The organism is Klebsiella sp. X13, assembly GCF_003323835.1.
Lineage (GTDB): Bacteria > Pseudomonadota > Gammaproteobacteria > Enterobacterales > Enterobacteriaceae > Klebsiella > Klebsiella ornithinolytica.
Genome location: NZ_CP030874.1, coordinates 976917 through 1003409, shown reverse-complemented (window position 1 = coordinate 1003409; position 26493 = coordinate 976917). Strand labels below are relative to the sequence as shown.

18 protein-coding genes and 1 riboswitch are annotated in these 26493 nt (G+C 58.8%); of the genes, 1 reads left to right on the top strand and 17 read right to left on the bottom strand.

Annotation, left to right across the window (positions count from 1 at the left end; translation table 11 throughout):
* Positions 1-31: 31 nt before the first annotated feature.
* From cobS to amiC, 6 genes are all read right to left on the bottom strand, one after another.
* Positions 32-775 (bottom strand): adenosylcobinamide-GDP ribazoletransferase, encoded by a 744-nt coding sequence (gene cobS / locus DSD31_RS04930; protein WP_015585846.1) that lies wholly within the window; start codon positions 773-775, stop codon positions 32-34.
* Entirely contained in the window at positions 772-1317 is a 546-nt protein-coding gene (cobU, locus tag DSD31_RS04925; RefSeq protein ID WP_004867051.1) for a bifunctional adenosylcobinamide kinase/adenosylcobinamide-phosphate guanylyltransferase, read from the bottom strand. Before cobU ends, cobS begins: the two co-directional genes overlap by 4 nt.
* Positions 1311-2834: a cobyric acid synthase gene (locus tag DSD31_RS04920; protein WP_032718183.1), complete on the bottom strand. Its 1524-nt coding sequence runs from the start codon at positions 2832-2834 to the stop codon at positions 1311-1313. Before DSD31_RS04920 ends, cobU begins: the two co-directional genes overlap by 7 nt.
* Before the next feature lie 97 nt (positions 2835-2931).
* Entirely contained in the window at positions 2932-3891 is a 960-nt protein-coding gene (cbiB, locus tag DSD31_RS04915) for an adenosylcobinamide-phosphate synthase CbiB (RefSeq protein ID WP_048024937.1), read from the bottom strand.
* A 157-nt stretch (positions 3892-4048) separates the two neighbouring features.
* A riboswitch (cobalamin riboswitch) is annotated at positions 4049-4210 on the bottom strand.
* An 81-nt stretch (positions 4211-4291) separates the two neighbouring features.
* Entirely contained in the window at positions 4292-5377 is a 1086-nt protein-coding gene (gene cobD / locus DSD31_RS04910; protein WP_099144075.1) for a threonine-phosphate decarboxylase CobD, read from the bottom strand.
* 14 nt (positions 5378-5391) lie between these two features.
* Positions 5392-6645, bottom strand: a complete 1254-nt coding sequence (gene amiC / locus DSD31_RS04905; RefSeq protein WP_004867059.1) for an N-acetylmuramoyl-L-alanine amidase AmiC — start codon at positions 6643-6645, stop codon at positions 5392-5394.
* 227 nt (positions 6646-6872) lie between these two features.
* On the opposite strand from amiC, the gene argA reads away from it, so the two are divergent.
* Complete coding sequence (gene argA, locus DSD31_RS04900; protein WP_004867060.1) at positions 6873-8204, top strand: amino-acid N-acetyltransferase; 1332 nt, start codon at positions 6873-6875, stop codon at positions 8202-8204.
* A 163-nt stretch (positions 8205-8367) separates the two neighbouring features.
* On the opposite strand, the gene recD is transcribed toward argA, so the two are convergent.
* The 11 genes from recD to ptsP all read right to left on the bottom strand — a co-directional run bounded on the left by recD (position 8368) and on the right by ptsP (position 26488).
* The gene (recD, locus tag DSD31_RS04895; RefSeq protein ID WP_088912060.1) at positions 8368-10206 is read right to left on the bottom strand and encodes an exodeoxyribonuclease V subunit alpha; all 1839 of its coding nucleotides are present in this window, start codon (positions 10204-10206) and stop codon (positions 8368-8370) included.
* Complete coding sequence (gene recB / locus DSD31_RS04890; protein ID WP_113990864.1) at positions 10203-13751, bottom strand: exodeoxyribonuclease V subunit beta; 3549 nt, start codon at positions 13749-13751, stop codon at positions 10203-10205. The genes recD and recB overlap by 4 nt, the downstream gene beginning before the upstream one ends.
* On the bottom strand, positions 13748-16633 hold the full coding sequence (ptrA, locus tag DSD31_RS04885; protein ID WP_113990863.1) for a pitrilysin: 2886 nt from the start codon (positions 16631-16633) through the stop codon (positions 13748-13750). Before ptrA ends, recB begins: the two co-directional genes overlap by 4 nt.
* 123 nt (positions 16634-16756) lie before the next feature.
* Positions 16757-20128 carry an exodeoxyribonuclease V subunit gamma gene (gene recC, locus DSD31_RS04880; RefSeq protein ID WP_113990862.1) on the bottom strand — a complete coding sequence of 1124 codons (3372 nt, stop codon included), beginning with the start codon at positions 20126-20128 and terminating at the stop codon, positions 16757-16759.
* Between the two features lie 12 nt (positions 20129-20140).
* On the bottom strand, positions 20141-20407 hold the full coding sequence (locus DSD31_RS04875) for a prepilin-type N-terminal cleavage/methylation domain-containing protein (protein WP_369974011.1): 267 nt from the start codon (positions 20405-20407) through the stop codon (positions 20141-20143).
* Between the two features lie 41 nt (positions 20408-20448).
* Positions 20449-20856, bottom strand: a complete 408-nt coding sequence (locus tag DSD31_RS04870) for a DUF2509 family protein (protein ID WP_015585841.1) — start codon at positions 20854-20856, stop codon at positions 20449-20451.
* Complete coding sequence (locus DSD31_RS04865; protein ID WP_155075178.1) at positions 20853-21410, bottom strand: prepilin peptidase-dependent protein; 558 nt, start codon at positions 21408-21410, stop codon at positions 20853-20855. Before DSD31_RS04865 ends, DSD31_RS04870 begins: the two co-directional genes overlap by 4 nt.
* Positions 21407-21874 carry a prepilin peptidase-dependent protein gene (locus tag DSD31_RS04860; RefSeq protein ID WP_015585839.1) on the bottom strand — a complete coding sequence of 156 codons (468 nt, stop codon included), beginning with the start codon at positions 21872-21874 and terminating at the stop codon, positions 21407-21409. The genes DSD31_RS04865 and DSD31_RS04860 overlap by 4 nt, the downstream gene beginning before the upstream one ends.
* Positions 21875-22343: 469 nt before the next feature.
* A complete protein-coding gene (gene thyA / locus DSD31_RS04855) occupies positions 22344-23138 on the bottom strand; it encodes a thymidylate synthase (RefSeq protein ID WP_004867088.1) in 795 nt (264 codons plus the stop codon).
* 6 nt (positions 23139-23144) lie between these two features.
* Positions 23145-24020, bottom strand: coding sequence for a prolipoprotein diacylglyceryl transferase (gene lgt, locus DSD31_RS04850; RefSeq protein WP_113990860.1), 876 nt, complete (start codon positions 24018-24020; stop codon positions 23145-23147).
* Between the two features lie 221 nt (positions 24021-24241).
* Positions 24242-26488: a phosphoenolpyruvate--protein phosphotransferase gene (gene ptsP, locus DSD31_RS04845; RefSeq protein WP_004867094.1), complete on the bottom strand. Its 2247-nt coding sequence runs from the start codon at positions 26486-26488 to the stop codon at positions 24242-24244.
* Positions 26489-26493 lie beyond the last annotated feature (5 nt).

Sequence of the window (26493 nt, the reverse complement as noted above, 5' to 3'; positions counted from 1 at the left end):
GCACGATGCTAAACATGGCAAATAGCCGGACTTACAGCAGCGCCAGCAGGAAAATCAGCTCGCCCAGCTCAATCGCCGCCCCCAGCGTGTCGCCGGTTTGCCCGCCCAGGGTGCGTTTCAGCAATTGCCCAAGAACAAAAATGGCCACCACGGCGATCCCCAACGCCGCCACGCCGTGCATGCCGGGTAGCAGCATGGCGGCCAGAATTGCCGCTACGCCTAGCGTCACGCAGGTTTGTCGCCCGCTTACTTTGCCGATAAATACGTTACCCAGACCTTCTTCGCGGGCGTAACGATGGCGATACATCAGCAGCACGGCGACGCCACGTCCGGCGGCACAAGCGGCCGCCAGCGCGGCCAGCACCGACGTTCCACGCAGCGCCAGCTCGCTGACAACCAGCACTTTTGCCAGTAATACAAAAATGAGCGCCAGCCCGCCGTGGGTCCCCAGTCGGCTGTCGCGCATAATCTCCAGCATCCGTTCCCGACGCCGGGCGGAAAAAACGCCGTCGCAGGTATCGGCGAGGCCATCGAGGTGAAAACCACCGGTCAGCAGCGCCAGCGCTAAAATGCTAAACAGCGCCGCAAGCGGAAGACCACACCAGGATTGAACGGCAAGAAATACCAGCCCGCTCACCCCTCCCAGCAGCGCCCCGACCAGCGGGAAAGTGACGATTCCCCGGACATACCGATCGATCTCCAGCCCCTGCGACCAGCGATCCGGCACCGGTAAGCGACTGAGAAAAGAGAGCGTAGCCCAGAATAATTTGATCATTTAATTTTGACTCCAATACCTGATACCACCAGCCAGACCTCATCCGCTGCCGCAGCCAGGCGCTGGTTAACCCGGCCGGCAATATCGCGAAAATGCCGCGCAAGGCGGTTTTCCGGGACAATCCCCATCCCCACTTCATTGGTGACCAACACCACTTTTGCCGGGCAGCGCTGGCACGCGGCAATCAGCGAGTGGATCTCCTCGTCTATGATCCGCTCCATTGCTGCATAATCCCAGTCGTCCGGGGAGCTCTCGCCCCCCTGAGCAAACAACATGTTGGTCACCATGGTCGTCATACACTCCAGCAGCACGGCTTCTTGCGGATCGTTACGCGGCGTAATGACCTCATCGAGATGGTGCCAGCGTTCGACGGTGCGCCAGTGCGCCGGGCGGCTATCGCGGTGGTGCTGGATCCGCTGCGCCATTTCGTCATCCACGATCTGCGAGGTCGCGAGATACAAAACCTGCGGTGAATCGGCGATGAGCGCCTCGGCGTGGCGGCTTTTCCCGCTGCGGGCGCCGCCGGTAACCAGAATCAGCATGATGGCTCCTGATGCTGCTGCATGATGTGGTAAATCTTTTCGATATCAATATGCTGGCGCATGGCGTCGGCCAGGATATCGAACTGTTGCGATTTGTATTGCGCATAGTGAAGAGTGGCATTCAGCGCCTCCAGCCCTTTGCGCCGACGCAGGCCGTTGACCAGCGCGCGGGTGAAATCATCGCTGTCGAACAGGCCGTGCAGATAAGTGCCGAATACGAGTCCGTCATCCGTCATTGCGCCATCCGCCACCAGCTCACCCTGTTTCTCCAGCTGCATCAACGGACGACAGCTCCCGTTAAGAGTCGTTTTCCCCATATGAATTTCGTAGCCTCGCACCCGCAGGGCTGACGCTCCGGCCAGCCAGTCCGGCAGCGCGTTCGCCATTGTCGCCTCGACCTGAGTGGTGGTTTTATGTCGGGCAAACTGCGTCACGGTATTGAGCAGACCGAGGCCGGGCTGCGTCCCGAGGCCGGATTCCACCTCATCGACAATTGTCTCGCCCAGCATTTGATAGCCGCCGCAGATCCCCAGCAGCGGAATCCCCTGCTGATGCGCCTGCAAGACGCCCGCCGCCATCCCACAGTCGTGCAGCCACTGCAGATCGCCCAGCGTATTTTTACTGCCGGGCAGGATAACCAGATCGGCCTGCGCCAGCTCCTGCGGGCGTCTCACGTAGCGCACGCGGACATCCGGCTGCGCCGCCAGCGCGTTGAAATCGGTGAAGTTTGAGGTATGGGGAAGCTGCACGACCGCGATGTCGATCTCGCGCTTCGCGGTGCTCAGATACTTCCCTTTCTGCAGCGCCACGCTATCTTCATCCTCCAGATCGACCTCCAGCCACGGCAGCACTCCCAGTACGGGGACGCCGGTTAATGCTTCGATCTGTTCGATTCCGGAATAGAGTAGCGCGATGTCGCCGCGGAATTTATTGATGATCACCCCTTTCACCCTGGCGCGCTCCTGCTCCTCAAGCAGCGCCAGCGTCCCGTAGATCGCGGCAAAGACGCCCCCTCTGTCGATATCGGCAACCAGGATCACCGGGCACTGCGCCATCTCCGCCATCCCCATATTGACGATATCGCGATCGCGCAGGTTGATCTCCGCCGGGCTACCGGCCCCTTCCAGCACCAGCACATCATACTCCTGCGCCAGGCTGCGGTAGACCGAGAGGATCTGTTCGCGCAGGCGCGGTTTATACTCGTGGTAGCTCACCGCATCCATATCGGTCGCCACTTTGCCCATCAGCACCACCTGAGCTTTCAGGTCGCTGGTGGGTTTCAGCAAGACAGGATTCATCCGCACGTCGGGTTCGATACCGGCGGCTTCGGCCTGAAAGATCTGCGCCCGGCCCATCTCTTTACCGTCTGCCGTGATCCCCGAATTAAGCGCCATATTCTGCGATTTAAACGGCGCCGTACGCCGGCCATCCTGATAAAAAATGCGGCATAAACCGGCCACCAGCACGCTTTTACCTACATCGGATGCCGTTCCCTGCAACATGATTGCCTGCGTCATGAGGCCTCCTCGTTCGCGTTTTCTCGCATTATTCTCCCATCCTGCTCTGTTTTATGCTGCTACTGCCCCGCTGCCAGAAGGCCATGCGGATCTCTTTTCAGGCCATCCCTGTCCATAGATACCGCGCGGCCATAAACATCACCAGCGCCAGCGTCGAGGCGACCCACATCAGACGCAGGGCACGGGGAATATCCTCGACCGAAATATCGCGTACGGCGTCGCCAATCCAGGGTTTGTCCACCCGCTGGCCAAAATAGTCATTCGGGCCGCCGAGTCGGACGCCTAACGCGCCGGCGACGCTGGCTTCCGACCACGCGCAGTTGGGGCTGCTGTGTTGATAGCGATCGCGCCAGCCAATACGCAGGGCGCCCGCGCCATCATAGCGACATAGCCACGCCGCGAGGCTGAACAGCAGCCAGCTCAAACGCGCGGGAATACAGTTCGCGACATCGTCAAGGCGGGCGCTGACCATACCAATAGCGCGATATTTTTCATGTTTATACCCCACCATGGAGTCGAGGGTGTTGACCGCTTTATAGGCCATCGCCAGCGGCGCGCCGCCCAGCAGCAGGAAAAACAGCGGCGCAATAATGCCATCGACGGTGTTTTCTGCAACCGTCTCCACCACCGCGCGATTTATCTGTTCAGGCTGGAGCTGTGAGGTCTCGCGCCCGACAATCCATGAGAGCTTTTCCCGGCTTAGCGTCACATCGCCCGCACGCAGCGGGCGTTCGACTTCACGAGCGGAATCCGCAAGGCAGCGGCCGGCCAGGACCGTAAAGATCATCCACACTTCAACGCCCCAGCCTAGCCAGGGATGGAGACTTGCCGCCAGTTTCAGTACGCTCCAGGAGAGGAGCCAGGTCAGACCGACCACCGTCAGCCACATCAGCGCGCCGCCGATGCGCAGCGCGCGGTCGCGATGGCAATAGCGGCGCACGATACGTTGAGTCAAGGTGATGAGATTGCCGATCCAGCGCACCGGATGCGGCCAGCGCGGCGGGTCGCCGATGATAAAATCGAGCATCCAGGCCACGCACCAGGCAAGTAACGTCATCGCCCGGGCCTCGTTGCCGCCCGCCAGCGGGCGCCAATGGATGAATGGAGTCGTACCGCCATACCCTGTTCCTGTTCAGAGTGGTCGGGGTGTAAAGGTGCGCCTGACGCCGTCTTGCGACGGCACGCATCTGAGCAACCCACTTCCCACCGAAGTTGTTGGTAATGACCGACAGGCAGGTTTTCTGGCTTAGCGTCATCCTCGCCCGCCCTTCCCGGATTCGTGGCCGGTGGTATTTACGGGGTTGTCAGCATCACAGCAGCGGGGGCTGCGGAGGCGTTTCACCCCCTTCCCTTGCACCTGTTGGTTACCCTGCTGCTGCATCCGGACTCTCGTCAGACCGGGTGTCTGAAGCAACAGGCGGGCTATTATGCCATACGGATGAGCCGGTCGCTTGCAGTCAGAGGGGGGCGGAAAGGATGGCGCTGAGCGCCGTAAGCAGCCGTTGATTCTCCTCAGGGCTGCGAATCGCCACGCGGTAATAACCGTTTCCCAGTCCCGGATAGTTAGCGCAGCTGCGAATCAAGATATGCTGCTGCAGCAACGCCTGCTGCAGATCGGACTCCGGGAGATGGCAACGTAAAAAAAGATAGTTCGCCCGCCCCGGATACACGGTCAGGCCAGGAAGTTGACGGAGAGCCTGATAAAATCGGCTTCCCTCCTGCGCCAGCCATCGCCAGGTGGCCTGCTGATAGGCGCTATCCTTGAGCGCTATTTCCCCTGCCAGAGCGGCAAACGCGTTGATCGACCACGGCATTTGTTTTTCGCGCAGGCGGGCCACCGCCCGTTCATCGCTGTTAACCAGATAGCCCAGACGCAGGCCGGGAATGGCGTAGAATTTGGTGAGTGAGCGGAGCACCCAGATATGCGGATTATGCTGTAGAAAGGGGATAAATCCCGGCTGGTCAGGAATGAAATCGATAAACGCTTCATCAAGAATAAGCGCGATGCAGGCGTCCCGGCAGCGGGCGGCAATCGCGTCAAGCAGCGGGCGTGCCGGCAGCAGGCCGGTCGGGTTATTGGGCGTACAGAGGAACAAACAGTCCAGCTCTGGCGTCAGCACGTCGAGAATCGCGTCGGTCAACTGCCAGCCATCCTCTTCACGCAGCGCGAACTCGAGGAGAGTGCAATCGACCGTCTGCAGCGCGCGGCGATATTCTGCAAAACCAGGTTTCACCACCATCGCCGTGCGCGGCTTCAGCCCGTGAACGAGCGTAAAAATGGATTCGGTTTCGCCATTGCCTGCCAGGACCCACGATGCGGGAATACGGTGGTGCTCCGCCAGCGCAAGGTGCAGCTGCTGGTATTCAACGTCAGGGTAGCGCTCCGCCAGGGCAAGATTATCGATAAGCGCCCGTCTGACGCTCTCGGGCATGCCAAGAGGATTAATATTGGCGCTGAAATCCCGCAGCTGCTGCGCCTCAATGCCCAGCAGCGCAGCGGCTTCTCGGGTATTACCGCCGTGCACGCTCTTCAGTAGCGCCATCTCCCGCTCCCGTATTATCCGCGCCTTGCCAGCGTGGCGCCATCGGCGAAGTAGGCTTTAATCCCCGCCAGTATCGACTCAGCCACCTGCTGCTGGAAAGTCGCCGTTTTCAGCTTACGCTCTTCTTCTACGTTACTGATAAACGCCGTCTCCACCAGGATCGACGGAATATCCGGCGCTTTCAGCACCGCGAAGCCCGCCTGTTCGACCTGGTTTTTATGCAAATTATTGATTTTTCCCATTTTTTGCAGCACCGCCTTACCAAACTTCAGGCTATCGGCGATGGTCAGCGACTGCACCATATCGAACATCGTATGGTCGACATAGCGATCGCCGCTCTTGCTGACCCCCCCGATCAGGTCAGAGGCGTTCTGGGTCTGCGCGAGGAATTTCGCGGCGGTACTGGTGGCCCCTTTGGTCGACAGGGCAAATACCGATGAGCCTCGCGGCTGTCGGCTGGTAAAGGCATCGGCGTGAATCGAAACGAACAGATCGGCGCGCTGCTTTTGTGCTTTGGCCACACGAACCTTCAGCGGAATGAAGACATCTTCATTGCGGGTCATGTAGGCGCGCATGTTGCCCTCTTTTTCGATCAGCGCCCGTAGCCGACGAGCAATCTGCAGCACCACATCTTTCTCACGGGTATGGTATTTGCCGATCGCGCCGGTGTCTTCGCCGCCGTGGCCCGGGTCAAGCATGATCACAATAGGTCGGTCGCGCCCGGCTTTACCCGGCTTCGGCCCGCTTTCTGCCGGCGGGACCTGACGGTCGAGATCGCCTTTGTTGTAATCTTCCAGTAACGCCAGCAGCGGATCCTGAACATCGGTGGCGGTCGCAGGATAGAGATCCATCACCAGACGTTCTTTAAAGCCGGCCACCGGTGCCAGGGCAAAGAGCTGCGGTTTGATGTTCTGTTTGAGTTCAAAGACCATGCGCACGGTTTGCGGATCAAACTGGCCGACGCGCGCGGACTTAATATAAGGGTCATCATCGCGAATACTCGCCCCCATGCCTTTTAGCACGGAGTTAAGATTGACGCCTTCCAGATCCACCACCAGCCGTTCCGGATTGCTCAACGCAAACTGCCGATATTTCAGCACATGACTGGATTCTACCGTAACGCGCGTATAGGTTGACGACGGCCAGACGCGTACGGCGACGACCTGCGCGGCGGCCGCTAAACCCAGCGGGCTGACGCTCATTAACCACATTGCGCCCGCCCCCTGTAAAAAACGACGGCGGCTTAATCCTGACTTGTATCCCGGCATGCCACTCCCAAGCAATAAAACGTATTCGTACTCAAAACAGACAGATTGACCGGAAACTTTAACGAAAGCTGCATAACCTGTCATCAATAAAAGGGTAAACAATCTTAGGCAGTACGCATTTGATCACAGATTTTTATCAGTTTCGTCGCAAATTTAGACTTGCGTTTAACGCCAAAACAGAATAAAAATACACTAATTACGAATAATCATGCATTGAGGGTTGGGTCATGGTGAAGGAGCGTCGCACTGAACTGGTAGAAGGATTCCGCCATTCTGTCCCCTATATTAACGCTCATCGGGGAAAAACGTTTGTCATCATGCTCGGCGGCGAAGCAATCGAGCATGAGAATTTCTCCAGTATTGTCAATGACATTGGCCTTTTGCATAGCCTGGGCATCCGCCTGGTGGTGGTCTATGGCGCACGCCCGCAGATTGATGCCAATCTGGCAGAGCATCACCACGAACCGGTCTACCATAAACAGACCCGCGTCACCGACGCCAAAACCCTCGAACTGGTGAAACAGGCTGCGGGCATGCTGCAGCTGGAAATTACCGCGCGTCTGTCAATGAGCCTGAATAATACCCCGCTGCAGGGCGCCCATATCAACGTGGTGAGCGGAAACTTTATTATCGCTCAGCCGCTGGGCGTCGACGACGGCGTGGATTATTGCCATAGCGGGCGCATCCGTCGTATTGATGAAGAGGCGATCCATCGCCAGCTGGATAACGGCGCTATCGTGCTGATGGGCCCGGTTGCCGTTTCCGTCACCGGCGAAAGCTTCAATCTGACCTCGGAAGAAATTGCCACCCAGCTGGCCGTTAAGCTGAAGGCGGAAAAGATGATCGGTTTCTGCTCGTCGCAGGGGGTTTACAACCAGGATGGAGTGATTGTTTCCGAACTGTTCCCCAACGAAGCTCAGGCGCGTGTGGAAGAGCTGGAGGCGGAAGAGGATTACAACTCCGGCACGGTGCGTTTTCTGCGCGGTGCGGTGAAGGCCTGCCGCAGCGGCGTGCGGCGTTGTCACCTGATCAGCTATCAGGAAGACGGGGCGCTGCTGCAGGAGCTGTTCTCACGCGACGGTATCGGCACCCAGATCGTCATGGAAAGCGCCGAGCAGATTCGCCGCGCCACCATTAACGATATCGGCGGTATTCTTGAGCTGATTAGCCCGCTGGAGCAACAGGGCATTCTGGTGCGCCGCTCCCGCGAACAGCTGGAGATGGAAATCGATAAATTCACGATTATTCAGCGCGATAACACCACGATTGCCTGCGCTGCGCTCTATCCGTTCCCGGAAGAGAAAATCGGCGAAATGGCCTGCGTCGCGGTGCATCCGGACTATCGCAGCTCATCGCGCGGGGAAGTGCTGCTGAACCGCATTGCCACCCAGGCGAAGCAGATGGGATTGAGCAAATTGTTTGTCCTTACTACCCGCAGTATTCACTGGTTCCAGGAGCGCGGCTTTACGCCGGTCGATATCGATCTGCTGCCGGAAAGTAAGAAAGAGATGTACAACTATCAGCGTCGCTCCAAAGTCATGATGGCCGATCTCGGCTGATGTCACCGCCGCGGATCGCGGCGTAAACGCCTTATCCGGGCGACCTCTCCTCCGCCCCACGGAGCCAGCTCATCTCACATTTTCCCCGGCTAAGCGCTGCGCCAGCCGGGAAAACCGCTGGCGGTTGAGCCGGCGATCCCCGGCTAGCGGCTGAAGGTTAAGGTTACACGCCGCTGGCAAAAATGTCCGCCAGCCCGCTGCGCCGCTCGGTACGGGCGACGATGGACTGGGTTAGCACCTGTTCATCGGCATAAATCGAGAGCCGCTGTTTTGCCCGCGTGATCGCGGTATAGACCAGCTCGCGGGTGACCAGCGGTACGATTTTGGCGGGCAGAATCAACGCCGCATGGTCAAACTCCGACCCCTGCGATTTATGCACCGTCATCGCCCAGGCGGTGTCGTGCTCCGGCAAACGACTTGGCTGCACCGATTTAATGCTGCCATCCGGCATCGGGAACCAGACCCGCAGCCCCTCCCCTCGTTCCAGCGCAATACCGATATCGCCATTAAACAGCCCCAGCGCGCTGTCGTTGCGGGAAATCATCACCGGACGCCCTTCATACCAGCGTGAATGCCTCGGCAGCGCTATCGCCCGCCGACGGTTAAGCATCTGCTCCAGCTGTTCATTCACCCCGCTGACGCCGTAAGGGCCGTCGCGCAGGGCGCACAGTAGCTGAAATTCACCAAAGGCGGCGATCAGTGCCTCCGGCTCGGCCCGCTCGCGAAGCAGCTGCAAATAGCGACCGTATCCTTCCTGCGACTGCTTTAGCATGACTTCATACTCTTCAGTCGTACTCAGCGGATGCAGCACAATATCCTCGAAGGCCTGGCGTAACGTCGCTCTGACGCCGTGGCGATCGCCGTTGTTCACGGCGCGAGCCAGGCTACCGATGCCGGAATGACTGCCAAAACGATAGCTTTTTTGCAGCAGGCACAGGCTGTCGCGCAGCGCGCCGGCGACATCACTTTCTCCCGCCGGCACCGGGTGGCCGGTCAGCCTCTCCAGCTGCGCCGCACGTCCGGCGGTATAGCCGGCATTGACCCAGGCACAAATATCCCCGAGCACCGCTCCGGCCTCCACCGACGCCAGCTGATCGCGGTCGCCGAGGAAAATAACCCGCCCGTGCTCCGGCAGGGCATCAATCAGCCGCGCCATCATCGGCAGGTCAATCATTGAAGCTTCATCCACCACCAGCACATCGAGGTGCAGCGGATTACCGGCGTGGTAGCGCATCCGTTGGCTACCGGGCTGAGCGCCCAGCAGACGATGCAACGTGCTGGCTTCGGTTGGTAACAGCGCCTTCTGCTCATCGGTTAGCGGCAGGCGACGCAGCGCCTCCCCCAACGATTCCGTCAATCGTGCCGCCGCTTTCCCGGTCGGCGCCGCCAGTCGGATACGGCAGCGCGGTTGCCGGGTTGTCTGAATCAACGCCGCCAGCAGTCTGGCGACGGTGGTGGTTTTTCCGGTGCCGGGACCGCCGGAAATCACCGAAATACGGCGGGTCAACGCCACTGCGGCGGCAACTTTTTGCCAGTCGATCTCATCGCTGGCGGGGAACAGCGCGTCCAGCGTTTGGGCCAACAGGGCCTCGTCAACGTCCACAACCTGGTTAGCTTCGTTGAAGAAGCGGGCGACGGTCAGCTCATTACGCCACATCCGGTTGAGATAGAGTCGCTCGCCGCACAGGACGATCGGCGTTGGACGTTCGCCACCGCTGACCGCCTCCGAAGCAAGCAGCAGCGCGGACCAGTCATCGGGGACGCCCGCCTGGGCCAGCAGCTGTTCACGCAGTTCGTTGGTTTTACCGCTCAGAAACTCGTCCGTCCGCAGACGCGCTATCGGCAGGCAAACGTGCCCTTCGCCGGCATCACGGCTGAGCACCGCCGCCGCCAGCTTCACCGCCGGATGCGCCTCTTGCGCCACCATCAGGGCAAACTGCACATCTAACGGGCGCAGCAGGCGCTGACTGGCAGCTTCCAGCAGCAGTTCATCCATCGTCATGACAGAACCTCCTGAACGTCTCCGGCAAACAGCGCATCGAGACCGTCAATCAGCGGCTGCGCGGGACGGGTGGTGAAAATACCCTGCTCGCCCCCCTGCCCGTCCATGCCGCGTAAAAAGAGATAAATCACGCCGCCAAAATGGCGTTCGAAGTCGTAGTCCGCAATGCGGTGTCGCAGGTAGCGGTGCAGCGCCAGACTATAAAGCTGGTACTGCAGATCGTAGCGATGCGCCCGCATCGCCTGTTCCATCGCCTGACGGGTGTAGGCCTCGCGGTCCTCTCCCAGCCAGTTCGATTTATAATCCAGCAGGTAGTAGCGGCCGTTATGGCGGAAAACGAGGTCGATAAAGCCTTTTAACATCCCGCGGACCTGGCGGAAGTCGAGCGGCGGGCAATCTACGGAGAGCGGATCGTAGCGGCGAATCAGCGCGTCCAGACGCAGCGGTTCCAGCGGGCGTTCGATCGGCAAATAGAAGGCCATTTCGACCTGCTTATCCATCGCGGAAAGTTGGTTCAGCGCAATCCCGGCCCCCGGTAACGGAGTCCGGAGCACGTCATCCAGCCACTGCGTCAGCATCGGCGTCCACTGCTCACCGAAGCCGCCGGACTGCAGCTTTTCCGCCATCCAGTCAGCAGGCACTGGTTGGGTAAAATCGAGATCTTCAAACAGGCTGTGCAGGAATGTCCCCGGCGATGCGCCGCGCGGAAACTGATGCGGCGTAAGCTGCGGTTCTGCGGCGACGTCACCGACGCCGGCGGCATCAACGTCAAGACGCGGCAACAGATCCTGAGCCGCGCTCTGACCATGCTGCTGTAATCCGGAATAGCTGGTCACCCGCCAGTCATCGCTAACCTGACGCTCAAGGCTCCTGGCGGACAGCGGCGGCAGCGTCTCCTGCGGCGCCTGCCAGGGCGTAGCATCCGGGACAGTGGCCATTTGCAGCGCGATATCTTCGCCGCAGAAGGCTTGCAAACACGCAGCCAGCCCGGCGGCATCCATGGCTTCGCCGCCTTGTAGCAGGCGCCCGAGCGCGCTCTGATGAAAATCGCTGGCGCCGGGTTTGTCGCTGCGTCGGGTGCTCAACGGAGCCACGCCGAGACTGCAGTGCCAGACCGCGCGGGTCAGCGCGACGTACAGCAGACGTAAATCTTCCGCCAGGCGCTCCGCCTCCGCCAGCTCCAGACTGCCCTCATCCTGACCAAGATCGAGCACCGCAGCAAACGAGTCGCGATCGTGATAAAACGCCTGATCCTGTTTGCGGAAACGAGCAATAAACGGCAGCCAGACCAGCGGGTATTCCAGCCCCTTTGATTTGTGGACGGTGACGATTTGCACCAGATGCTTATCGCTTTCCAGGCGCATCTGCTGACTGGACGCATTGCTGTCCGGTTCGGCGATATGCTGCGTCAGCCAGCGCACCAGCGCATGTTCGCTTTCCAGCTGGCTGGCCGCCTCCTGCAGCAGTTCGCTGATATGCAGGATGTCGGTTAAACGGCGTTCACCGCCGACCGTCACCAGCAGGTTTTCCGCAATCTGCCGCGCGCTCATTAGCGCCCGCAGCATCGGCATCACCCCGCGCTGGCGCCAGATTTGCCGGTAGCCGCTGAACTCTTCAACCAGCGCGTCCCACGCTCGTTCATCCTGGTTGAGGCGTTCAATATCCAGCGCATTCAAGCCGAATATCGATGTTGCCAGCGCACTGCGTAGCGTATTTTCTCGTTCGGGAGCCAGCACCGCCTGCAGAAGCCATAAAATCTCCTGCGCTTCCGGCGTGTCAAAAACGCTATCGCGGTTAGAGAGATACACCGACGGGATCGCCAGCGCCCGTAAGGCCTCCCGGATCAGCGAGGCTTCCTGACGGTTACGTACCAGAACCGTGATATCGGAGGCCTGAACCGGCCGGGCGGCGTTGTCGTTACGCCAGAGCAACGCGCGCCCCTGTTGACCGGCGCTTAGCCAGTCGCGAATTTGCGCCGCGCATAGCTGCGCCATAAACGTCTGATAATCACCGGATCCCACCGCCTCGCCCGGCATCAGCCAGATGTTCATGGCCGGAACCGCGTCGTTATCTACGGTAAAGCGCAGCCCGTGGTTTTTCCCGGCCGGCTTGACCGGCAAGAAAGGGATCTCCCGGAACATAAAGGGGTTATCGCTCAGGCTGAACAGGCGGTTAACGCTTTCAACCATCCCGGGAGCAGAACGCCAGTTGGTATCCAGCGTATAGTGAGCCGCCACATCGCCACGCGCTTTCATATAGGTGAAAATATCCGCGCCGCGGAAGGCATAGATGGCCTGCTTTGGGTCGCCGATTAACAGCAGCGCCGTCTCCGGCTGCTGCCGCCAGATACGGCGGAAAATTCGGTACTGCTGCGGGTCGGTGTCCTGAAATTCATCAATCATCGCCACCGGGAAACGCTGACGAATGGCGCTGGCCAGCGCTTCTCCGCTCTCGCCGCGCAGCGCATCATCCAGCCGGCTGAGCATGTCATCAAAACCGAGTTCGCCGCGCCGACGCTTTTCCCGGGCGACCGCTTCGCGGATCTCCACCATCGCCCTGGCGATAACCAGATCCGTCAGCGTCAGCGGAGAAGCCAGCAGCTCTTCAACCGCACTGAACAGTGGATGCACCGGCGGCTCACCGCCTGCTTTGGTTCGTTCATGTAAGAAGGGCTGCGAGAATTTCTCCAGCGCGTCAGGAAGCTGGTAGCCGAGCGTCTCTTCCTGCGCCCAGGCGTTGATTTTCTCTATCCACTTTCCCTGGTTGCCGCGATTGAATTTGCGGCGGTCGAGACCGGAGTTCTCCAGCACCGCCTCAATCTCTGCAACCTGTTCCCGCCACTGTGTTTTCATGGCGTTAATTCGCGCAATGATTTGCTGATGGCGTTCGGCCAGCGTCTCTTCTGCCGCCGGCGGGGATTTGAGCTGCGGGGCTTCGCCCTGCAACCAGCGATCGAGGGATTTCAACAGATCGCGCGGACCTTTCCACGCTTCATGAATGACGGCGGCGATCTCCCGCGGCAGCGGATAGCAATGTCGACGCCAGAAGTCGGCGCAGGCCTGGTAACGCAGCCGGGATTCATCTTCGATCAGCTGCTGCTCAAAGAGCATCCCGGACTCAAAGGCATTGAGGCTCAGCATTCGCTGACAAAAGCCGTGAATGGTAAATACCGCCGCTTCGTCCATCTGTCGTTCCGCCAGCAGCAGGGTATTCGCCGCCTGGTTCTTATCCGGAATTTCAGCCAGCAGAGCGCTATAGAGGGGATCGATCGCGCTGTCGCGCAGGCAGGCAATACGCAGCTCGTGGATATTGCTGCGAATACGGCCGCGCAGTTCTTCGGTGGCCGCTTCGGTGAAGGTCACCACCAGCAGCTCTTCCACGCTGACCGCACGAGGAAAGGCGGATTCCCCGCCAAGTCCCAGCAGTAGCCGCAGGTACAGTGCGGCGATGGTAAAGGTTTTTCCGGTGCCCGCAGAGGCTTCTATCAGGCGCTCGCCCGTCAAGGGCAAGCGCAGGGGATCCAGAGACTCGGCGGTTTCGGTCATTCGTTCTCTCGCATCAGGGGTAAGGATTTCTGCAACGCGCTGACGCTTTCCCAGACTTTGCCACCTTCAGGGTGGACGTAATCGGTCTTGCCATTCTGGCTGCCGGAAATCTGGGACAATATCGCCATGCCTTGCGGAACCACCACCGTCTGATGGAAGAAATCGGCAAGTTTTTGCGGCGTCAGCAGTTTAATCTGAGCCACTACTTTATCACGTGAATCGAAGCGCATATTACCGCGATCGAAATCTTTGCTCAGCTGCGAGGCTTCGCCGCCCAGCGTTTGCGGCGCCTGGGTCATCTGACTTATCACCGCCTGCTGGATCTGCGCAAACTCTGCCGGGCTCATCGCCCGCAGTTTAGCTTCCGCGGTCGGGAAGAAGGCCTGGAAGCGCTGCCAGAGGAAAGCAGGCTGTTTATCGCTGCTTTGCAGCAGGAAGCCCATCCCCCACTGGCGCCCGATGTTCATCGGGAAAGCAAACACCGCGTAGCCAAGCTGCTCTTCGGTACGCAGCTGGTTATAGAACCACGGCTGAATAATCTGCCCGAGCAGGGAGCTGGCGGCGGAGCTGCTGTATTCATCCACGTTCGGCGGGGCGAAGACGGCGGCCAGCGCCGAATCGGTGCTGTTCCCCGGTTTTTCAAAAATCGCCAGCTGCTGACTGTTGATCAGGACGTCTTTGTTGCGACACCACTCATTGCCATCAGATCCCAGCTGCTGCTGGATCTGACGCGCCATGGCGGCGGACTGTTCGGCGGTGAGGTTGCCAATCACCAGCAGCTCCGGGCGCCCTTTCGCTTTCAGGTTGTCACGATAGGCCAGCACCTCTTTCAGGCTAATTGACGGCAGCAGCGCCCGCCGCTCCTCGCGCTGGAAATAGGGCACCTGGGACAACATCTGAACCGGCATGATCGCCTGGTCGTAGGCTTTGCCTTTGTCCGCCGAATCCATCATCTGCGCATACCAGGATTTAGCCTGCTCCAGCTGCTCTTCGGTCGGCGTATAGCTGAAATAGCCGTCCAGTAACGCGGTAAACAGCTGAGGCAGCCGCTGGGTGTAGCCATTGGCATTGACCATTAACCCGTTATTGGCGCCGGTTGAGAAGGAGATGCCGCCCACCGCCGCCTGGTTGCTGAGCTGATCGAGAGCGATGCCTGCCAGATAGTCATTCAGCGCGAACATGACCTGGCTACGGGCGCTGTCCATGGCCTGCGGATTACGCAGCACCAGCGAAACGTCAGCCTTTGGCTCGCTGGCGAAGAACTGACTGGGCGCATAGACCACCCGCAGCGTCGGCTCATCAACGATCAGCTGCGGATGCGGGTAGGCTTTATCGCTTTTAATCAACGTAAAATCGTCAGGAATATACGGGTTCAACACCGGCAGCTTCAGGTCGATAGCGCTCGCCTTCTGCTGCCAGTCGCTAAAGGTCTGCGCGCTGATCTTGTCGACCTGATACGGCGCATTCACAAAGTAAGCGCTCTTGTTATGCGGTTCCTGCGGGCTGATATACCAGACGCGGGCATTTTGCGGCGTCATCATCGCCAGCCGCTCTTTAATCGCCTGCGGGTCGTAGCGATCGGCTATGTTGACCACGTCCAGCGCATGTTCCACCGGTACGCGAATCATGGTATCCGCCAGCCATTCCACATAATCCATATCGCGGTTGATCGATGGATAGCGGAAATCAAGCGCCAGAACGTGGGACAGCTCATCGAAATAGCGTTTGTCGATGCCCTGGCTACGCAATAGGTTAAGGTAGCTGAAGATCGCCGCCGCCACTTCATCACGGTGCGCCAGACCTTTGTCGGTCAGGGTCGCCGAAATCGCCAGCACGCCGCTGTTGCCGTTGACCGCCGGATCGGAATCCGCTCGAATACCCTCGACCAGACCTTGCTGCTGCAGCCAGTCAGATAAGGTTCCCGGGCTGCGGTTACCGATCATGTAGGTCACCAGCTCGTCGGTTTTGCTGCGGAATTGCTCGCTGTTGTTATCAATACGGAATTCAACGCGCAGCACTTTGCGCGGCATTGCCGGGACATAGTGAATGATGATGCCCTTTTGCGCATCGGTCACGACCGGAACGGTGATTTCCGGTTTATTGATATTGTGGTTTGGCACCCGACCATAGGTTTTCGCCGCGATGCTCGCCAGTTCCGGCAGCGGTTTGTTGCTGTAAATGACCGCCTTCATCAGGTTCGCCGAGTACCAGCTGTCGCGGAAAGTATGCAGAGCGTCGAGCACCGGTTTACCGGGCTTGTCGCTAAGCGTCTCGAGGTTACCGCCGGAAAAATGCGATGCCGGGTGCGCCGGGTTAATGGTTTCTGCACTCACCTGCGCCATGCGCATCCCGTCACGGGTGCGCGCCATGGTCAGCTCGGCGTTGACCGCATTACGCTCGCGATCGGCATATTTTTTATCCAGCAGCGGAGCAGCAATGGCATCCGCCAGACGATCGACCGCGCCGTCAAGGGCATCGTTTTCGACTTCAAGATAGAAGGCGGTGCGATAAGGCGCGGTACTGGCATTATGGCTGCCGCCGTGCATTTTCAGAAATTCGGCGAGGCTGTCCGGCTGCGGATAATTTTGCGAGCCCATCAGCGTCATGTGCTCCAGAAAATGCGCCAACCCCTGATGATCGGCGGGATCCTGCAGCGACCCCACGGGCACCACCAGCGCAGACAGTGATTTCACCGCCTGCGGATCGGAAACCAGCAGAACCACCATGTCATTATCCAGGCGAATGGCCTGATACTGTCGGGGATCTTTTTCGCTTTTACGAATGGTTTCCTGAATCGGTTGCCATCCGGTATCTGCCTGACTTAACGGCGCCCAAAGGGCAGCCAGTACTAAAATAACCTTGAACCATACACTGCGGGGCATTCACGAACCTCATCATTAACAAACTTTGCGCTGACTGCGTCAGCGTTATGCACATCAGTCCGTGATTGGTTGCGCATGATAATTGAACACCTTATTCTGCGCAATTTTTATACTATTACAAATTTATTCGGGCTGATGGAAACGAAATATCGGCAACAGGTAGCGCTGTGTTTGCGTAATAATTTCTTCATAGTAAGCCGGTTCAAGCGTGCGCCAGAGGCGTTGATACCACACATCCGTCCCTTCGCCACTGACCACCATATTACCTTCATAGACCTGAAGAAATTTGCTACGCGCTTTTTGTTGCGTCTCTTCGTCCGTTAACATGACATCCTTTTCAGCGTCATAACAGACTTTTAGCCATGCACCGCCGCTTTCTGGCAGTAACAGCAGCGGTCTGGACATGCCTAGCAGGTAACCCTCTACCAGCTGATCAAGGTACGCTTTGGCCTGTTCCTGCGCCAGCGGCGGGAAACGCCATTCGCCCTCTTTGCGCACCAGCAGCCGGCTTTCACCGGTTCCGCCGCTAGCACAGTAGACAAGGTGTTCCAGCCAAAGTTGCATCCCCTGTGCGACGCTCAGCAGCGACGGTCGCCAGCGCAGCAGGCCGTCAGATTGTACCTGCTGTAGCCACCCCGTAATGTTGACTCCGTTACATTGCAGATCGATTTCCATACTCTGCCCCGGCTGGCGGCTGGCAATGACCCGCTCCGCAAGGTTCTGCATCTCCTGACGCTGCGTCTCCCAGGCCAGCTCGCCAAAAGCACCAAAGGGCAGCTCTCCCGCGGCGCGAAAGCGACGGTACATCGTCGACGCATCCTGTTGTTCAATCAGCGTATTCAGCAGCTGCTGGTTCAGTTGATAACGGCTAAGTCCTTCGAGGGTGAACGGCTCATCATCGGGAATGTCACTCTCTTCAGAACGGAAGTTGACCCGCAGGCGCTGCTGAAAAAAGGCGCGTACCGGGTGTTGCCAGAATCGCAGCAGCTGTTCAAACGGCAGCGTTTCGATAGCCGGCGCCGGCAGCGGCTGGATAAAGTCGCTATGCGCCTCTCCCTGCTGGCTGGCAGCCGCCAGCCACTCCCGGGCGTAGCTCTGATATTCGTCATCACGGAAGTTGGCCGCATCAAAGGGCATTCGCGTATGCAGATGCGTGATATGTGTTTTGACCCGTCGCTCACTGGCGTCACAATCCAGCGCCTCATCCCCGGCCAGGCAGTGGCTCTGGCCAATATAGTCCGCCAGTTCTTGCACCAGCACCGAAGGGTAACGTTCGCTATTATCCTGAATCGAGCGCCCGATGTAGCTGATATACAATGTCTGTTCGGCGGACATCAGCGCTTCCAGGAACAGATAGCGGTCATCATCGCGACGGCTGCGGTCGCCGCGCTGCGGTTTCTGACTCATTAAATCGAAGCCCAGCGGCGCCAGCGTCCGCGGATAAACGCCGTCGTTCATCCCCAGCAGGCACACCACCTTGAACGGTATAGAGCGCATTGGCATCAGGGTACAGATGTTGATCGGTCCGGCGAGGAAGCGCTGGCTGATGCGCTGCTGGTCCAGCCGCTGCGCCAGCTCATCGCGCAATAAAGACAGAGGAACGGAGTGCTCATATTGTGCCTGGGCTCCTTCGCCAATCACCGCCTGCCATTGCTGTTCAATCAGCGCCAGCGCCGCTTCGGTGTCGCCGTCGGGCAGGAAAAAGTCATTTAGCAGTTCGCGACAAAGCGGCAGCCATTCCGCCAGCGGACGCTCCTGCACCAGCTTCCGGCGCCAGAGGTTAAGCTGCATCAGCAGCGAAGCCAGATTACCAACCAGCTCAGCGATCAGCCCGCTGGATTCATCATAGGGCAGGACCGACTGCCACTCACCCTGTCTGCTGTCCATCGCATAGCCCAGCAGCATGCGCGTGAGGCCAAAGCGCCAGGTGTGTTGCCCGGTGGCGGGGAGATCCAGTTCGCGCACATTATCGTCATCCATTCCCCAGCGCACGCCGGATTCATTAACCCACTGACGCAGATAGCGCAGCCCTTCTTCGTCAATGTTAAAGCGCGCGGCGAGCACCGGAACATCAAGCAGAGCCAGGACATCTTCGCTGGCAAAGCGGCTGTCGGGCAGAGAAAGCAGCGTAATAAACGCCTGCAGAGCCGGATGCGATTCGGTGGCGCGCCGGTCGGAAATCGCCCACGGTAGCCAGCGTTCGCCGCTGGCGCTGCCGAATACCGCCTGAATGTAAGGGCTGTAGCTGTCGATATCCGCCACCATCACGATAATATCGCGCGGCGTCAGTTCAGGATTCTCCTCCAGCATCGCCAGCAGCCGGTCATGCAGCACCTCGACCTCACGCTGCGGACTATGGCAGACGTGGAGGGTCAGGCTACGATCGTCCAGAGCAAGCGGGCGTTTGCTGTGGCTGTGGGCAAACTCTTCGGCGCTTCGCCCGGCCACTGCGGCATTGCGCAGTTCGAGGATATCCGCCTGTAAATTATGCAGCAGATTATCCGGCGTTATATCGACAAAAGCGTCCAGCTCTTCATAATGTTCCAGCCCGGCCAGCAGATAGATATAGTCACGCCCCAGCTTCCCCCAGGAGGCGAGCAGCGGATTACCGACGTCCTGTTCCCCTGCATCGTTAAACAATCCCGGCGCCTGCCCGCTATCGCGAAACAGCGGGAGTTCGCGCGGTTCACGATGATGACGGCGCTGGCGTGACATCAGTTTCGCCAGAAAGGCCGGGTCTTTTATATCGCCCCAGTAGTAACGACAGGGGTTGGTGAACAGCACATACACATCGACGTGCTTGCCCAGCGCCTGCAGCGCCTGCAGATAAACCGGCGGCAGCGCCGAAATCCCGCAAATAAAAACTCGCGAAGGCAACCCGGCCGGAGGTTCATCCGCCGCTTCCAGCGTGCTGATAAAGCGCTGGTACAGATTGGCGCGGTGCCAGAGCGGCTGCCCCAGCGCAGCGGTATGTTCGACCAGCGCCTTCCATAACGGCGCCTGCCACTGCTGGGCGTCGCCGAGGCCATCGACGCGTTCATCTGCCTCCCAGCGCATCAGCCACTCCGGGCGATAGACCAGATACTGGTCATAGAGGTCGGCGACCCGGGCTGCCAGCTGAAACAGTTTGCGCTTGTCGCTATCGTCGCTGAGATAGTGGCGTAGCAGCGTAAAAGCCTCATCGTCAAGACGCTGCGGCAGGAGGGTCATCAGTTTCCAGCTCATGCTCTGCTTACTGAAGGCGCTTTCCCCGGGGATATCCGACAATACGCGGACAAACATATCCCAGATAAAGCTCGCCGGGAGCGGGAAGTCGATATTGGCGGCAATGCCAAACCGTTTTGCCAGCGTCATCTGTAGCCACTGCGCCATCCCGGTACTTTGCACCAGCACCATTTCCGGTTTGAAAGGGTCATCCAGCCGCTGGCGCTCGACGATAAATTCCATCAACGCTTCAAGAACATCCAGACGGTTTGAGTGGTACACCCTTAACATATTCGCTCCTGACTACTGACTGACCGGGCAATGCAGCCGGGTCATCTGCACCCGTTTATCAACGGGCATGGTGATCGTTACCGTGATGCTGACACATCTGGCCGCCGATGTCTGCAAGCGGGTAACGGACCCGCCGGGTGGAACCTCCGGAGGGTTCATCTGGCCATAGCGCCACGCGTCGCGCCACAGCTGGCGATATTGATTTAACTGGATAAAACCATTGGCCAGCCCACGCTGGTAGCCGCCAAGGGCGGTCACCACCATAACCAGTAACGTCATCGCCAGCAGCGTTTCCGGCAGGCTAAAACCTTTTTCATGGTTCACGGCATCCGACACAGATTCGCCTCCGTTAGTGGACAAAAGTCGCTCCAGCCGTGGGGAGAAAAGCGCACCACGCCCTCTTCAATACGACCAGATTGCCACAGCAAAATGCGACCGCCGCTGGCGATTAACAGGACGGAGGCATCGTCAAAAATGCGCAGGCAGACGCGCCAGCCCTCGGCAGCAGAATCACGGCAGGCGTTGGCATCGTGTACCGTCCACGCCAGAGTTTTTCCCCACTGTAGCGCGGAGTGCGCTCCAGCCGTTTCGCGGATCGCCTGAGTTTCACCCGCGGTTTGCGCCAGCAGAGAGCGCTGCTGCTGGTTCAGCCCTTGCAATAACATACTGCCAAGCGCCAGCAGCAAAAGCACCATCAGCAAGGAGGAGGCTCCCCGTTGGCGGTTCATAAGTTATACCCGGTCACGCGATATTCCGCCTGGGCCGAAATATGGCGATCCGCAACCGCGTGCGCCGCCAGCGTGACGCTGAGCTCCGGAGCAAATCCGGCGATATCCTGGCGGGTAACCTGAAAATGGGTCACGTTGAGTGCGCCGGGATTCGTCATTTTTTCCCATCCCCCGTCGCTGCAGCTGGTCGCACCGCGCCGCGTTTCCAGCGCCCCGTTGTTCAAACGAAATCCTGTCGCATCAGATGTCGCTTCCGGCATGGCATCCCACGCGCCGTTGCTATTACTATCCCAACGGACGAGCGCACAGCGCCCCCCGCTGGCAATCAGCAACGGTTGTCCTTCGCACTGCCCGGCGCAATAGCCCGCCCGCTGGAGATGTTTTGCTACCGTATATACGCGCTGCCAGAGTTCGTTATCCAGCGACTGCTGCTGCGTCTGCCGCAGCGCCTGCCGTTGCAGGGCCGGCAGAAAACGCGCTGCGCCCATCAGTAAAATCGCGCCGATGGCCATTGAGATAAGCGTCTCGGCCAGCGAAAAACCCCGGGGAATCAGAGGCACGATGCGTTCTCCTCGTTGCGGCACAGGCGAATTCGCCCCCAGCCAGATACGATAATATTCCAGCTCCCCTCCGCGCTTTGCAGCCGGATATGCCCGGCCCAGGCGCTGTTACGCAACCCGTAAAAACCTAACCCCGGCGTGATGTGGCTGAGCGCCACTTCCGGCCAGCGCGGCCGCAGCGTAAACGGCGTTGCTGTCGCACACTCAGCCAGCGCATCCTCGGCGCTCAGACACCAGCCGCCGCCGCTTTGCCCCACGCTCACCAGCCGGTTGCGGTTATGCCAGTTGGCGTCGTCGCGTAGCAGCACCAGATAGTCGCGTACCTGGCTGGCGGTTTGCCATAAGCGCTGTTGCTGCTGCCAGCTCTGCCAGCCATACAGCCCCCCTGCGCTGAGGATAAGTACCAGCGTCAGCGTTATCAGGGTTTCAATCAGGGTGTAGCCACGTTGTCTGTTCATCCCGCGAGTATGGGGAAAAAACGGCGCGGAGACGACGGGCAAAATAGCCTTTCACGAGGCGTGTCGAAGCCAGACATCAGGTTTGCAGACGATTGCAGAAAATCAGGGAGCGTGTTTGCGCAGGCAAAAAAAACCGGCGCCTCAGGTACGAATGCCGATCGTTTGAGGGGCGGGTGACCGATCCGGCAAAGGTGTAAGAATCCGTCATCTCAAAGAGATTGCCGATTTTTATCCGGCGCTGTCAGGTTTTCAACACTTCTGCAGGCGAGCCTGTCCTGGAGATTGTTGTTAAGCCGGGGATGTCGTTTTTACGCTGGTTTGCACGCAAGGGGTCATCGCGCCAACCACCGTTTACCGGCATCGCCCTGCCTGCGATAAAGCAAAAAAAATGCTGGTCACCTTTAAGTGACCAGCATTAGCGCCTCAGGCACCGGTTTTTATCTCTCTACGACATCCTGTACCGGGCGAATTAAATCGCCACCGGCGCTTTAATGCCCGGATGCGGGTCATACCCTTCGATGTCGAAATCTTCAAAACGGTAGTCGAAAATCGACGCCGGTTTGCGTTTGATGACCAGCTTCGGCAATGGACGCGGTTCACGGCTCAGCTGCAGATTCGTCTGTTCAAGGTGGTTGCTGTAGAGGTGAGTATCCCCACCGGTCCAGACAAAATCACCGACTTCCAGATCGCACTGCTGAGCGACCATGTGCACCAGCAGCGCATAGCTGGCGATGTTAAACGGCAGGCCGAGGAACACATCGCAGGAACGCTGATACAGCTGGCAGGAGAGTTTGCCATCTGCGACGTAGAACTGGAAAAACGCGTGACACGGCGCCAGCGCCATTTTATCCAGCTCGCCCACGTTCCACGCCGAAACGATGATGCGACGTGAATCCGGGTCGTTTTTCAGCTGTTCCATCACGGTGCTGATCTGGTCGATATGGCGGCCGTCCGGCGCAGGCCAGGAACGCCACTGTTTGCCGTAAACCGGCCCCAGATCGCCATTTTCATCTGCCCACTCGTCCCAGATAGTGACATTGTTTTCATGCAGATACGCGATGTTGGTGTCACCCTGGAGGAACCACAGCAGTTCATGGATGATGGAGCGTAAATGACAGCGCTTGGTCGTCACCAGCGGGAAGCCTTCCTGCAGGTTAAAACGCATCTGATGGCCGAAGATGGAGAGAGTGCCGGTACCGGTGCGGTCATTTTTTTGCGTGCCCTCGGCGAGCACTTTCTGCATCAAATCAAGATACTGTTTCATGGTTCCTCAAGAAGTTTGTTGCTGCGGACGACGACGGTACGCCCAGACCATCATAATGATACCCGCAAGCACCATTGGGATCGAAAGAATCTGCCCCATGCTGATGTACTGTACCCATTCGCCGGTGAACTGCTGGTCTGGCTGGCGGAAGAATTCCACGATAATACGGAACAGGCCGTAGCCAATCAGGAACAGACCGGATACCGACCCGGTCGGGCGCGGTTTGCGGATAAACAGGTTCAGAACCAGGAACAGGACGACCCCTTCCAGCGCCAGTTCGTATAGCTGCGAAGCGTGACGCGGCAGTGCGCCGTAGGTATCAAACAGCGATTGCCATTCCGGATGAGACGGCAGCAGCGCCAGATCTTCCGCGCGCGAGCCGGGGAAAATCATCGAATAATGGAAGCTCGGATCGACGCGTCCCCACAGTTCACCGTTGATAAAGTTGCCCAGACGCCCCGCCCCGAGGCCAAAGGGGATCAGCGGGGCGATAAAATCGGAGACCTGGAAGAAAGTGCGTTTGGTGCGTCTGGCAAAAATGATCATCACGAGGATGACGCCAATCAGGCCGCCGTGGAACGACATGCCGCCGTCCCAGACGCGGAACAGATACAGCGGGTCCTGCAGGAAAACCGGCAGATTATAGAACAGGACGTAGCCGATGCGGCCACCGAGGAAAACGCCAAGGAACCCGGCATACAGCAGGTTTTCGACTTCGTTTTTGGTCCAGCCGCTGCCCGGACGGTTGGCCCGACGGGTGGCTAGCCACATCGCAAAAACAAACCCGACCAGATACATCATCCCGTACCAGTGGAGGGAGACCGGCCCAACGGAAAATATGACCGGATCAAAATCCGGAAAATGCAGGTAGCCACTATTCATCTGTCACCATAAAGACTTGTTATTCCGCCGAAAGTGGACAGCGGTGATCATACACGCCCGACCTATACGGGTGCTCCAAGGGGGCGAATAATAGCATAAGGTTAATTCGCTGGCCGTGCCGTTGTTGTAAAAGATATGTATACGGATGCTAACGGCCGTCGCGCGGCAGGTTAATCGCGACGCCCGGGGTACGGCCTCAAAGCCTTACCCGGGCAGATGCACTAGCGGCCGCCGCGGATCAAGCCGCCCAGACCGCGTCGCTCCATGAAGGCCGCCACCTGATGACGAACCTCGGTGGCCATCTGCGCTTCAAGGCTGCGACGCGACAGTTCCTGAGCTTCGGCAATATCGATCCGTCGCAGCAGGTATTTGACCCTCGCCACCGAACGACCGTTCATGGACAGATGGCGATAGCCAAGACCAATCAGGATCGTCACGCACATCGGATCGCCCGCCATTTCACCGCACAGCCGCAGATCAATACCGAAACGTTCGGCATCATGCGCAATCATCGCCAGCGCCCGCAGCACCGCGGGATGCAGGCTGTCATACATGCTGGCAACCCGGGTGTTGTTGCGATCGACGGCGAGGATATACTGAGTCAGGTCATTGGTCCCTACCGAGATAAAATCGACGCGACTGGCGAGATTCGGCAGCATAAAGACCATCGAAGGCACTTCCAGCATCACGCCAAGACGCGGGCGAGGAATAGCGTAGCCAATCATCTCTTCGACTTCACGGCTGGCGCGATCGATCAGGCGACGCGCCTCATCGACCTCATCAAGACTGGTCACCATCGGCAGTAAAATACTCAGATTGCCGGTGGCGGCATTGGCACGCAGCATGGCGCGCACCTGGATGAGAAATATTTCCGGCTGATCGAGAGTAATGCGGATACCGCGCCAGCCGAGGCACGGGTTCTCTTCGCTGATCGGCATATACGGCAGCTGTTTATCGGCGCCGATATCCAGCGTACGCAGGGTCACGGGCTTTTCATTAAACATCTGCAGCATGCCCTGATACTGGGCGACCTGCTCCTCTTCCGACGGGAAACCGCTTTGCAGCATAAACGGGATTTCCGTGCGGTACAGGCCGATGCCGTCGATAAAGTTGCCGAGTTTTTCTTCATGTTCCAGGCTCAGGCCAGCGTTCAGCATGACCTTCACCCGCTCGCCGCTTTTCAGCTCGGAAGTGTGTTCCAGATCGTCTTCCGCCAGCCGGCTGAGTTCGTTCTCTTCGCTGACCAGACGCTGATATTCTTGCAGCAGCGCCGGTTCCGGGTCGACCAGCAGTTCGCCGCGGTAGCCATCCACCACCAGCATGTGGCCGTGGAGCAGCGAAGGCTGAATATCGGCCCCCATAACCGTCGGGATCCCCAGCGCCCGCACCATAATGGCGGCATGGGAGTTCGCTGCGCCATCGCGGACGACAACGCCCGCCAGCCTGTCCTGCGGAACTTCTGCCAGCGTCGTCGCTGACAGCTCGTCGGCCACCAGCACAATACGCGCCGGCCAGGTGTTAGGCCCCTGAATCGTATCATCGAGATGGAAAAGCAGACGCTGACCCAGCGTACGCAAATCGCCGGCCCGTTCTTTCAGGTACCCGTCGCTTAACGCGGCAAACTGTTCGGCGAACTTCTCGATGATCTTTTTCACCGCCCATTCTGCCACCGCGCCTTTGTCGACTTCGGCAAACAGCTCGCGACGCAGACGCGCGTCGGACAAGAGGTGTGAATAGAGATCGAAGATCGCCGAGGTCTCTTTTTGCGCCCCGGCGGCATAGCGCTTGCTGTAGCGTCGAAACTCGTTCGCCGCCTCTTCCAGCGCACCGGTCAATCGTTCGCGTTCGGAAGCGGTATCAAGCGTTGATGCCTCATACACCTGCTCCATGAGCGGCAGACTGATGTCCATCCAGCCTTCGGCAATGGCCACCCCGGAGGAGGCGGGCAGCGCGCGAATACGCGTCTGTCGATACTGGCCAAACAGCGCGGTCAGCTGAGACTGGGAAAGAATAGCGGCCATTTGCGTCGCCAGGGTGACGAGAAACGACTCTTCGCTTTCATCAAACTGACGCAGCTCACGCTGCTGCACCACCAGCACACCAAGCAGCTGACGCCGCTGGATAATCGGGACGCCAAGAAAGGCGCGGAAGCGATCCTCTTTGACGGCAGGAATATATTTAAAGCTGGGGTGTTTTTGCGCATCGGCAAGGTTGATAGGCTCCGCAAGGCGCCCGACCAGGCCAACGAGGCCTTCGTCAAACGCGAGCGCGACGGTACGCCCGCGAGGTTTTTTCAGCCCGCGAGTGGCCATAAGGTAATAACATCGTCGGTCGTGATCGGCCAGGTAAACCGAACAAACTTCCGTTTCCATCGCTTTGCAGATATCGGTGACCAGGATATCCAGCGCCTCGTTTAAACGCGGCGCACTCGCGACCTTCTCGACGATTTCTCGTAACCGAGTGAGCATAATAT